This is a genomic window from Paenibacillus sp. JT22N12 (genome assembly GCF_056269365.1).
In genome coordinates this window covers 420,185-432,698 of the sequence record NZ_JBWDNU010000005.1, presented here as the reverse complement: position 1 = coordinate 432,698, position 12,514 = coordinate 420,185, and the positions used below count along the sequence as shown (strand labels likewise).

The 12,514-nt window shown below is 53.5% G+C and carries 7 protein-coding genes; all 7 read left to right on the top strand.

What is annotated here, in order from left to right; genetic code table 11:
- Window positions 1-3: 3 nt before the first annotated feature.
- The 7 genes from AC0YOA_RS21140 to AC0YOA_RS21110 all read left to right on the top strand — a co-directional run bounded on the left by AC0YOA_RS21140 (window position 4) and on the right by AC0YOA_RS21110 (window position 12,353).
- Window positions 4-1,020, top strand: a complete 1,017-nt coding sequence (locus AC0YOA_RS21140) for an LLM class flavin-dependent oxidoreductase (protein ID WP_475788279.1) — start codon at window positions 4-6, stop codon at window positions 1,018-1,020.
- A gap of 227 nt (window positions 1,021-1,247) precedes the next feature.
- A complete protein-coding gene (locus AC0YOA_RS21135; protein WP_475788278.1) occupies window positions 1,248-3,059 on the top strand; it encodes a sensor histidine kinase in 1,812 nt (603 codons plus the stop codon).
- Window positions 3,056-4,210 carry a response regulator gene (locus AC0YOA_RS21130; protein WP_475788277.1) on the top strand — a complete coding sequence of 385 codons (1,155 nt, stop codon included), beginning with the start codon at window positions 3,056-3,058 and terminating at the stop codon, window positions 4,208-4,210. The genes AC0YOA_RS21135 and AC0YOA_RS21130 overlap by 4 nt, the downstream gene beginning before the upstream one ends.
- Window positions 4,211-4,256: 46 nt before the next feature.
- Entirely contained in the window at window positions 4,257-5,102 is an 846-nt protein-coding gene (locus tag AC0YOA_RS21125) for a helix-turn-helix domain-containing protein (RefSeq protein WP_475788276.1), read from the top strand.
- 123 nt (window positions 5,103-5,225) lie between these two features.
- Window positions 5,226-6,200: an ABC transporter substrate-binding protein gene (locus AC0YOA_RS21120; RefSeq protein ID WP_475788275.1), complete on the top strand. Its 975-nt coding sequence runs from the start codon at window positions 5,226-5,228 to the stop codon at window positions 6,198-6,200.
- 158 nt (window positions 6,201-6,358) lie between these two features.
- Window positions 6,359-7,450 carry a PdaC/SigV domain-containing protein gene (locus AC0YOA_RS21115; protein WP_475788274.1) on the top strand — a complete coding sequence of 364 codons (1,092 nt, stop codon included), beginning with the start codon at window positions 6,359-6,361 and terminating at the stop codon, window positions 7,448-7,450.
- Between the two features lie 796 nt (window positions 7,451-8,246).
- Entirely contained in the window at window positions 8,247-12,353 is a 4,107-nt protein-coding gene (locus AC0YOA_RS21110) for an IPT/TIG domain-containing protein (RefSeq protein WP_475788273.1), read from the top strand.
- The last annotated feature ends 161 nt before the right edge of the window (window positions 12,354-12,514 follow it).

Below are 12,514 nucleotides of genomic sequence, written 5' to 3'. Positions count from 1 at the left end.
GTGATGAGAATGCGGTTAAGCGTATTGGATCAATCGCCGGTACCGGAGGGAAGCACCGCGGCGGAGGCTTTGAAGCAGACGGTAAGGCTGGCAGAGCTGGCAGAACGGCTGGGCTATCATCGATTCTGGGTATCGGAGCATCATAATACGGAAAGTCTGGCGCATTCGAGCCCGGAAGTATTCATCTCGCATATCGCAGCGAATACCTCGACGATTCGCGTAGGCTCGGGCGGCGTGATGCTGCCTCATTACAGCGCGTATAAAGTGGCGGAGAATTTCCGTCTTCTTGAAGCATTGTACCCGGGACGCATCGATATGGGGCTGGGACGCGCGCCAGGCGGCATGCCCATTGCCACAAGAGCGCTGCAGGAAGGCAATGCAGGCACGATTGACCGTTATCCGCAGCAGATTGAAGATTTGCTGCATTATCTGAATGTCGCCAACCATGGGAATCACCGGTTTCCCGGGTTGACGGCATCCCCTGCGATAAGCTCGGCGCCTGAAGTGTGGCTGCTTGGCTCGAGCGGGGACAGCGCCATGCTTGCCGCGGAGCGCGGCGTCTCCTTCGCCTTCGCCCAGTTTATTAACGGGAGCGGCGGGGCCTCCTATGTAAGGGATTATAAGGAAACATTCACGCCTGCCCTCCCAGGGGGCAAGCCTTCGGCGATGGTGGCGATATTCGTCGTTTGCGCAAAAACCGACGAAGAAGCGCAGAGATTGGCGTCGAGCTTCGATTATCAATTTCTGCTGCTTGAACAGGGCCGGTTCAGCGCCGGGATTGCGCCCCCGGAGAAAGCGCTGGCTTATCCGTATTCCGAGGTGGAGAGAATGCGGGTGCGTGAGAACCGCAAGCGGGTGGTCGTCGGCTCCCCGGAGACGGTGAAGGAGCAGCTGCTGCGCCTGGGCCGGGAATATGATACCGAGGAAATTATGGTCGCGACCATCGTCCATGATTATGAAGCCAAGCGGATGTCGTTCAAGCTGCTGGCGGAGGCGTTTGGGCTGCCGGCTGCGGAGTAGATGATTGTGAGAAACGGAGGGCAGCTGTGATGCAGCTGTCTTTTTTTTGAAGCTTAAACAAGCTCATAAAATGAATGACCGAAAACCGCATAAAACAAGGATTTTTAGCACTCTCTGTCGAATTTGAACAGGGAAGAGTCCGGGTTTCGGATGAAACCTTGCAGTATAGGCTGGATAAATCGTCTGCAGGGTTGGTTACCCATGTAAGTGATGTAAGGAGCGGCTTTGTGGATACAAGACAATGGATGTCGATATTGCTTTTTTTTGCAACGGCGCTGATGCTGTTCGTGTCGTTTTTGTCCTACCGGAAACGCCATCTGCAGGTTGCGCGAACGATGATTTACCTTATGCTGGGAGCATCGTGTTACTCATTTGGCTACGCGTTCGAGATTTTGAGCACAAACCTGCGCGACGTGAAGCTTTCCCTCCAGCTCGAATATTTGGGCATACCGTTTGTCGCGACATTTTGGCTCCTGCTGGTCATTCAATTTACCGGCGCGGCAACCCGGCTCCGGAGACGATACGTATTATTGCTTTTTATCATCCCTTCAGCGACATTCCTCATCCATTTGACCGATGACTGGCATCATTTCTTTTATAAAGGATACATACTGAGGGCGGATGAAGCCGTTCCCATGTACACCATGACTATGGGACCCTGGTATCGGGTGCACGGATTTTACAATTATGGCATCATGGTGTGCGGATTGCTGCTGTTTATCCCGATGTATCTGCGGTCTTTGCCTATTGTGCGGAAACAGATTATGGTTCTTATTCTGGGTGCGGCCGCCCCCTTGCTCTCTAATCTTGCCTATGTATACAGCAAGGGAGAAACAATTGACTTTACGCCGTTCGGATTTGCCGTCTCGGGGGTCGTTTACGTTTGGGGCATTTACCGGTTCAACTTGCTGCGCTTGACGCCGCTGGCGTTTGCCAAAGTATTCGATACTATCCGGGACGGCGTTATCTTGATGGATTATGAGGATGAAATCGTGAATTACAATCTCGCCGCCGAAGAGGTGTTTCCAGAGCTCGGCCGTGCAAAAGGCTACCCTGCGAACGGCAAGGACATTTTGTCGGCTTCCCCGGAGCTGCTGGTGTGGATTTCCGCTGCGGACAACGGGGATGAACGCTTCCCGTTTCGGCGTCTGCGGGATAATCGGCACAGGCATTATATTTGCAGCATGTCTTTTATTTACGATACCGGGAAGACCCCGATTGGCAAAATGCTGATGTTCAACGATATTACGGAGTGGATGGAGAATGAGGAGCGCCTGCGGGAAAATGCCCGCCAGCTGTCCCAGCTGAACACGTTCAAAGACAAGCTGTTCACCGTCGTGGCCCATGATATCCGCGATCCGATCGCGCTTCTTGTCAGCCTGACCGAACTCTTGGGCGAGGAACCGACGGATCCCGATATTGCGCATGCCGAAGTGTTCCAGGAAATCAGAAGGCAGGTAAGCAGCACCTTCCATCTCGTTGATAATTTGCTTGACTGGTACCGCAGCCAAAACGGGAGAGTCGTTTTTCATCCGGTGGTGTGGAATCTGAAGCAGGTTGTGCGGCAGAGCGTGGCGCTTGCCGGGACTCGGGCCGCCATGAAGCAAATTCAATTGACGGAGCTTGTGGACGAGTTATTGACGGTGAATGCCGACAAAGAGATGCTCGACCTTATTCTCCGAAATTTACTGTCGAATGCGATCAAGTTTACCGGACTTGGCGGAAGGATCGAAATCGGAGCCTCTTTGGAAGAGGGTCTGGTTAAGGTTTACGTGAGGGACAACGGGTCGGGCATCGATGAGGAGACGTCAAGGCTGCTGCGGCAGGAAGAGCTGTTCTTCAAGGGTTCGGGCTTCGTGAGTGAAGGAGGAGAGATGAGATTCGGTCTGGTGCTGACCCGCGAATTTCTCCGCATTCATGGAGGCAGCCTCCAGTTTGACAGCATACCCGGAGGAGGAACGACCTTTATATTCACATTGCCTGGCTCCGCCGGCGGCACGGGAACGGTTAAGAACGATGAAACGGGGTTGGGCGCATGATGAAAGTAATATTGATTGATGATGATCCTGTAATGCATCTGATTATGCGGAAAATGCTGGTCAAGTTTCCCGGAGTCCAGGTAGCGGGGGCTTTCAAGGATACACAGTCCGCAGCCGCATTTCTGAGCGCCAACAACGACATCGGGCTGGCTTTCGTGGACATTTCCATGCCGGGCGAAAGCGGGATGGGGTTTGCCTCCAGGATGGAGGAGGCGGGCGGCGGGGTGCAGATCGTATTTGTCACGTCGAGTAAGGAATTTGCCGTAAAGGCCTATGAGCTGTCGGTGGTGGATTATCTGGTTAAGCCCGTGTCCCAGGAGCGGCTGGAACGGACGGTTAACCGCGCGCTGGCGGGCAGAGAATCCTTCCGTATGCCGCCGCTGAAGGATTCGGCTGACAAGGGAACAGGTGAAATTATCATTACGGCGCTGGGCGACTTCTCCATACAGAACGAATTGGGCCGCGTGAAATGGATTTCCAGCAAAAGCGCCGAGTTGTTCGCATACTTGCTGCTGCATCGGGGCAAACGGATTGCCCGTACCCGGCTGGTTGGGGATATTTTCGGGGGCATGACCAGGGAAAGTGCGGAGAAATATTTGAATACGGCTGTCTATCAGCTGCGCAAGTCATTGGAGCCGCTTGGTTTGCGGGAGGTTGTTCGTTCCGAGAATGATGGTTACGCGTTGGAATTAACCAATGCCGTTATCGACTACGAGGTGTTTGAACTGCGGGTGGGAAAGCCTGGGGACATTGAGGCTAGCGACGTGGAAAGCGTGCTGCAGTTCGAAAGGCTGTACACAGGAGACTTGTTCGGCAATAAAGCCTATGTATGGGCGATATACGAGACGGAGCGCCTTGCCGAGCTGTATGCCTCCTTCGTAAAGAGGCTCTCCGAGCTGTTAATATCCCTGCGGAACAGGACTGCCGCTTCGAAGCTGCTGCTTAAGCTGCATGCCCGCAATCCGCTGGACGAGTCGGTCGTGAGCCTGCTTATGAAGATACACGGGCAGGAAGGAAACAAAAAAGGCTTGACCGCCCAGTATACCGATTACGTAAAGCTGCTCAACAGGGAGCTTGGCATTCGCCCGTCCAAGGAACTGCTTATGCTGTATGACTCGCTTGTAAGCGAGTCTTCCGACAACAAAAAATAAAGAAATGTCAAAGGCATGAGAAAAGGAAAGGAGGCTGCTGGCCGCAATGGAAGTGGATTTGAATGAATTGGCGGGCCAAATCGCCGGAGGACAGCTGTCCGTAGACGGTGTTTATCGAGTGTTTTTACCGTCAGGCTCCTATCCTGCCCATACCCGTGAATACCCGACTCCCTTTTCCGGTTTTGTATTTGCGCTGCGGGGAAGAGGGACCTTCATCTTTGAAGGACGGGAGGCCTATGAGCTGATTCCTGGAAAAATCGTACATGGGGCGAAGAATATGGAGCTCTCTCTTGTCATTGACGAGCCCGGCCTGGAGTACTGCCTGATTCATTACACACTTGCCCATGAAGCGGAAGCTGGAAGGCAGCGCTATGCGGATACCCATTATTCGCTTGATACCGGTGAGAATGCGATCATTGCTCAGCTGCTTCAGCTGCTGCATGAAGGATATGGCGTCCCCGGCCATATGTCGGCCGTTCGAATCAAAGAATTATTTTACAGTCTGCTCTATGAAACATTAACGGCAGCCCGCAATCAGCAGAACCGCGAGAGTGAGGAGCTGATCAGGCATGCGATCGATTATATACATAACCGTTACAGGGAGCCGATAACCTTAGCCAGCCTGGCGCAGCTGGAGGGGCTGGAGGTCAAGCAGTTCTCCTATTTATTCAATAAATACAGCGGGATGTTTCCCATCGATTATTTGATTCAGCACCGGATGAAAAGAGCCAGGCAGCTCCTGGCACAAAGCAATTGCAGCATAAGCGGGATCGCGGAGAGCATCGGTTACAGTGACCCGCACTATTTCAGCCGTCTGTTCAAGAAGCATACCGGCAGCTCGCCGAGAGCCTTCCGGGCCGGTCTGGGTAATAATCCACATTTACTTGAGTAATTGTCTATTCCCCTCCTGCCTGTTTATGCTTATAATTTACATTGATAATGAATATCATTATCATAATATTACAAGCTTCAGGCTTGAGGCTGGACAAACGATAAGGGTGGAGGAACAGATATCATGTCAGGATTACAGAAGAAAAGCAGATTCCGGTTCCGGGCAGCTTGGCTGCTTGGAGCAGTGCTAATCGCAATCGCGGGGTGCGGAGCTCCGAATGCCGACAAAGTCAATGACAGTCCGGCGGCAGAGCCTGCGCAGCAGGCTGCGGAATTCCCCAAGGTCATCAAGGATGCCAAGGGAGAAGTAGCGCTGGAGTCAAAGCCTGAAACCATTGCCGTGACCTATTTCCCATACGCCGAGCATCTATTCGCCATTGGACAAGCCGATGCTGTCACGGGTGTGGTGGGGCTCAAATCGCTTCAGAATTTCCCGGTGTACAAGCCGTTCGTAAGCGACGGACGAATCGCCGATCTGGGGGACGAAGCGAATCTCGAGAAGATAATGGCTCTGAATCCGGATGTCATTATCACCTCGGATTATGAAGAGGCGATTTATGATAAGCTTGTCAAAATCGCTCCGACGATCGTGATTCCCGTTTCGGAGAAATGGGAGGAAACAATCACGAAGGTTGCAGAAGTGATCGGCGAAGAAGAAGCGGCGCAGCAGTATATCGATTCGTACCATAAGAAGCTGGATGAGGTTGCGGCCAGGATGGAGCAGTCGGGGGAGAAGGGGAAGACGGCTGTGTTTATGATGACCTGGGGCAAGGGCTTCTATTATTACAGCGGCCCCAGAATGGAGCCCTATTATAAACAGCTTGGCTTCAAGGCGTTTGACGATATGGAGGATTACGGGGAGATTAGCCTCGAGGGCCTCAGCAAATGGAATCCCGATTATATCTTTCTCGGCCAGGACTTTACCAATGCCGCAGAGCTGACTGCCGACGAGCTTGCGAAGAATGCGGTGTGGAACAGTCTGGCCGCGGTGAAGAATAAGAAGATGTTCATCGTGGACACGGAAATCGTGGGCCCGCTCGCCATGGGGCAGTTCAAGGGATTGGAGTTCATGGATCAAATTATGAGCGGGAACAAATAGTCCCTGCGAAAGTAAGATAAATGGGAGGCTAAACAGCCTCCCGTTTATTTTTTGCTCTAAAAATGCAACCTTTCTTGATATAATACCGTTTATTGGATGATGCATTCATTTGACTTACAGGTGGGCGATTGCCCGACACATGAAGGGATTGTTGACAATTGAAAAGAAATAGTAAGAAAAAAAAGCTGCTTGCCTTGACTCTTGCAGCAGCATTTCTCGCATCTCCAGTAGCACTGTCAATTGCTGATCATGCGTCTGCCGCAGCTTCCAGTTCGAAATTCAAGATTATAGCACAGCCGTTTAACATAGAAGGAGCTAAAACGAGCATCGGTACGATCAATAAAGAGGGTTCAACCTACATTGCCCTGCGGAATTTTAATACGGCCTTGGGGCTGGTCACAAATTTTGATAAGAATACCCAGATAGCTAAAATTTCAGGTCACGACCGGCTGCTGGAGATTAATCTGAAAAGCAATGCCATCACATTGAACAACCAACTGATTGCCGGACCTCAAGTGATAGTTCAGGATAATACGACTTACCTGCCGCTTCGCTTTTTGCTGGAGCGAATGGGTTATGATATTGCCTATGAGCAAAGCACAAAGCTAATCGGAATTCATGCGATTCAAGAGAATGATCTGCAAATTCAATCTGAAGTTATCGGTGCGGATGGAGACGGCAAGTCATTATCGGTTTACTATCCTGCGATCTCGGGTTATAGCAATGTGGAGGTCCAACAGAAAATTAATGCATTTTTGAAGCAGGAGGCCGACAAGCATGTTGCGGCTGGATCGAAGGAAATGGACCCGGTTGTAAAAGGAAACAATGAAATCCTGGCCGGGGATCCCAAGGCTGAGGTTCGGCAGCCAAGCCTCGACGGCCGGTATACCGTTACGTATAATGAGAAGGGCAGATTGAGCCTTTACGTGGATTATTATGTCTATTCGGGGGGAGCACACGGGATTACGGCACGCGTGCCTTATACATTCGATCTGGCAACGGGCGATCTGCTGTCATTGAAGGATGTCATTGAAAAGAATGCGAATTATGTATCCATTATTAATAATGAGATTAAAGAGCAAATTAAAAGCCGGAAATTATCGTTGATTGCTCCTTTTGAGACTATAGAGGCGAATCGCGATTATTTCCTCAACCGCAACGGGGTTGTTATTTACTTCACGCAATATGAATACACAGCATTTGCTGATGGAATGCCGGAGTTTGTTATTCCGTATTCGGCTTTTAAATAACTGTGCTAATGAGGGAAGAATGCAGACAGGCAGGTCATAATCTGTTAATCACATTTAATTAAGCGTTACAGCCGATCCCAACTAATGGGGGTCGGCTTTTTTTTATAAGATGGATTGTAGTATGAAGTGTTCAGAAATAATTTACCCTTAATAGAAGCTGTGGCAGCTATACCATGCAACGGCTGCTGCAAAAGTCCGATTTAATATAATTCATGATGGTTCAATAAGGCTGATCCAATAACCATTGTCAAAAAAGTCATGTGAATAGCTTCCGACTAACTAAGGGCATCCAATTGGGTGCCCTTTATTTCTGCTCGATAGGTTATACGTGACCCGCAGTATAAGCAATGGAAACAGGAGGATCGCCCGCATGTTGGCAAGGAGTATATTACGATTTGTTCTCCGCAGCTTGTTTAATTGACCTGCTGATTTCAAAATACATCGAACTCTGTCGCACCCTGCCGTTTTTGGCAAAAAACCGGGGACTGCGGGTTCAAACAATCGGGAAAAGCAGACTTGGCGGCGTACAGAGTAGGTCGATTGAATGGATATCCTACTCGGTCTTTAGGCGCTTGCTGCGAATTTTGCAGTCTGGAATATTTAACTAGTCGAATAAAATGAAAACGGTTGAATCACACCGGATTTGTCTGATTTTCCGGGATTTAAGGTTCCCGGTCAGAGCGCAGGGCTGACGTCATATATGCCTTCATCTTGGCAGCTTCGCGGATATAAGAATTGTGGCTGTTCGAATTTACGAATGGAATCACGCAAGGTAAATCCAAGAGGAGGTATGAGAATGGAAAAGGGAACCGCTTTATTCTTATTGAAAAGCGACAGCGAAGGGGCTTTTGACGGTTCAATAAAAGGAATCTCCATTGCGCAGACCGTCAATGCGAAGGTCCTTGACGGCGACATGGGCTTCCATCTGGACAAAGGCTACATCGAACTGGCGGGCAATAAGGCGTTGGAGTCGCTGCAGTCCTTTACGCTCGAAGCAACCATCGCTCCCGATGGGGTGGACGGCGGCAGGCAGACCATTATGGAGGCGCAAAGTCCTTCGGTAGCCCTGTATCTCGAGGCAGGCGGCAGGCTCGTTGGTGCTGTTCACACCTCCACGGGCTGGGAGACGCTGGACAGCGGCAGCGCGCTGATCAAGGCGGGCGAAGCAGCCGGGGTCCGGTTTACCAGGGATGATTCCGGTATCATGGAGCTTCATATTAATAATCAGGTTGTGGGATCCAAAGCGGTTTCGAGTCCTATTCAAAATGTCGGACAGCTTGGCTTCAAGCTGGGGGCGGGCATTGACGGCCACAGCAGCGCGTTCACGGGAAGAATCGGCCAAACGGTTATCCGCGGCGGTGCGGTGAGCGCCAATTTCGCGACGCTGAAGCAGCAGCAGGCAGCGGGCATCGAGCAATCCGTGAGGCAGGTGATCGGCAATCCCAACATTAAGGTTATTCTGCAGCCTGATATCAGCCGGGCGCGCCTGCAGCCGGTGAAGGATCTGATGAATGCGGCTGGGGTCGAGAAGCTGACGGATCTGGGGACCCTGAAGTTCACGGCCAAGACAGTTATGACGCCTGGCAAAATTCTGATTGCCCCGCGCAAGACGTCGGCTGCCGTCATTGACTGGCCCCAAATTGCGCTCCAGCTGTCCTCCGTAACAGATGTTGTGGCGAAGCGGGATAGTCTGGCGAAGTATCTGGTGAACCGCAACAGCACATCCACTCTCAGGAGATGGCTGCCGCCGTCGCAGAACACGCCTCCCATATCGACGATTCCCCGTCCTGGCTTTCCGGGAGGAATAGGTATTCCGACCGTTACCAGAACGTCTCCGGCTGCCGGTTCGCGAAGTCTGGATGCCGTGAGGCGCGGCGGAGTTCTGATGCCGACCAATGTCCTGCGCGAGAGTCCGGTTCTCCGCCAGTCCTTGCGCAACACGTCGATCTCGGAGCTGATCACTGTTAACCGCAACGCCATTCAGCTGAATGATGTGGCGATCATCGACAAGCTGGAGCTTCCCAAGCCGGCGGACTGGCCGTCCCTTTCGGAGAAGGGTGCGCAGCTGTTCAGCCTGAAGACTATTCCCGTATCCAGCGCCGTTATTATCGCCCATACGCTGGATCTGACGGAAACAGAGCTTGTGGTGGAGCCCAACGTATCGACCTTCTATATCATCGCCGAGAAAATCATCTGCGGTGATCAAGCCAGGATCACCTGGCGCAGACCGGGCGGTGAAACCCCTCCAAGGCTGGATAATCCCGATCTGAACGGCCGGGGATGGTCCGGTGTTCATACCAAGCCGGATTCCCGGGATGGTCTGAACGGCGATGACGGGCGCTCCGGTGAACCGGGTATTGATGGGGCGAAGGGGGCGGTGGCCCCCAATCTGGAAATGTGGGTGCGCGATATGAGCGCTATGCCCAATCTCGATTTGAATGGAGAAGACGGCCGCAAGGGCGGGCTTGGCCAGCGCGGCGGCAGAGGCGGCGACGGCGCTGACGGGGAGGCGGGCGACCGGTGGTGGGCATTCGGCTGGCATTGCTGGGAGGATCCGGGCGATGGCGGTGAAGGCGGCGACGGCGGTGCCGGTGGACGCGGAGGCCGTGGCGGCAACGGGGGAGCAGGCGGCAATATTACGATCGGCGTATTGGACGGAACGCTGGTATCGACGGTGACCAGCCGCGCGTTCAAGATCAAGAATCAAGGTGGCCAGCGCGGACGCGGCGGCAATGGCGCCGAAGGCGGTTTTCCGGGCTTCGGCGGCAGAAGCGGCGTGGGCGAAACCTGTAAGGATGCGCGGGATGGAAGAAGCGGGGCACAGGGGCAGCGCGGCAATCCGGGTATGGATGCCGCCTACGAGGGCCTTGATGGAAGTATCCAGTTTTTTGAGTTTTCCGATGATGCCTGGGAGGACCTGCTGGAACGCCCTTGGCTGTCGGAAATCACACCGACCCAGGCGTTCCCGGGGGATAGTCTGACGCTTCGCGGTAGCCATTTCACCAGCCACGACCGCGTCGTATTCGGAGGAACCGTGCTTGTGCCGGCAGTTAATGCGGATGAAAGCTTGTCCGTCACGATTCCGCTGGATGCGGCAGGGGGAGAGAAGACCGTATACGTGCGCCGGGAGGACGCAACAGAGAGCAACCGGATCACGATGCGGGTCAAGCCGCAGCTGGATACCTTCGTGACAGCGCTGATACCGGGATCGACCATCGCGCTTGCGGGACGCGCCTTCCTGCCGGGAGCCTCAGTGCTCGTTAATGGTGCTGCGGCACCCGCGGATGTGCTTGGCCGGACCCAGCTCACCTTTGTTATGCCGGGAACCGGCGGGACGGGCAGCGCAGGGGGCAATGTATCGCTTCAGGTGCGAAATCCCGATGGTCTGGTCAGCAACGGCCGATCCGCATCGGTAGCCAGGGTACTGGAAATTCCGTTCAAATACGGCGTCCATAATTTAAAATTCGGCAACTTCTCCGACGGCGTCCCGGATTGGGGGACGTACCAGGATACCTTCGGGGCAGCGGAAATCTGGCATGAGCAGCTGGACCCGGTATTTGGCCACCCGATCCTGACAGCGGCCTTCTACGGCTTCTATCATTATTTCCTCAAGGGGACGGCCAACGGCGGACTGGCTACCGGCTACTGCACCTCACTGGCAAGCATCGTCGCGGATAATTTCTGGCAGGGACGGACGGATACGCCGACTTTGACAAAAGCAGAGCTGCAGGAGCAGCTGACCGGCGTGCACGGCAAGCTGCTCAGCCGTGAAAGCCTGATCCACTTTCATGATCAGGGCCGCGAAGGAACGGCGCGGGTGGAGAAAACCTGTCGCGAGATTGAAGCTGCGTTCCTGCGCGGCTGCGACCGCGACAACGCTCCGCTGCTTTTCTTTATCCCATCAGGCGAGGTATGGGATGCAGGGTATACGGACAAGCTGAGCAGCTCGCATTGCGTTATGCCTTACAAGTTTGTTTATCCGAACGGACATCCCGGGCCACAGCTGTCCGCCGATGGAATAACGACGATTAACGACCTTGACGGTGTCGAGATGTTCGTATGGGACTGCAACCGTCCGGAATCCGATCAATGCAGGCTCAAATTCAAGCGTAATGGAGGCATCTTCGAATTTGAATACTTTGCCGATCCGGGCGTGGTGAGCTTCCGCAGTCAGGATGGCATTACGCTGGGACTTATGACGAACGGCCAGTATATGCTGGCTGATCACGATCTGCCCTTCAGCGGACCGTTCGGGCTTACCCGCTTCGTGTTCGACTTCCTGCTCTCGCCGGCAGATCTGCAGATCACGGACGAGAACGGGCTTGCGACCGGCCGCTTCGGCTCGCAGCTGCATGCGGGCATTCCGGACAGCCATCCATGCTATCTGATTCCCGGAGCATACCTGCTGCCGGAAAATGTGCCGCTCTCGCGGAAAATTATTGGCACCGGCGCGGGGACCTATACCTACAACTCCATTCTCCCCAACGGTTTGTCGATTGTCATCTCGGATGTATCCACGACAGTGGGGCAGGAGGATCTGCTGTCGACGAATGCGGATTACACGCAGCTTCGTTTTACACCGGGGGCGGAGAAGGAATTCACGATGACGATTGCCCGCCAAATCGACGATCAGGTACGGGCGTTCGCTATTCAGGGAATTGGCGGAGGACCCGCCGCAGGACTGGACATCACGCTGTCTCCCGAAATGTCGGTCGTGCGTATCGGCAACCGAAGCAGCGCGAAGACCGTCGAGGTGCGCGCCTTCACGATCGATAAAGCCGCCAATACACCTCAGAACGATAAGGTGGAGGCTATTCATCTGCCAAGCAGCTACGATCTGGTCGTTGCAGTACCCGACTGGACAGTGCTGGATCTGAACGTGCAGACGATCAGCTTCAGCTAGAGGGAAATCAGGAATGGACAAGGCCGGGCAGGCAATTGCTGCCCGGCCTTGTTCATGTTCAGATATAAGGCTGGGAGAGCGAATAGGCCGGAGAGTGAGGAGCATGGGGGGGCGGGCTAGCTGCAGCAAGGTTTTTCCTTGCTGGAGTGTCCGAATCGCGG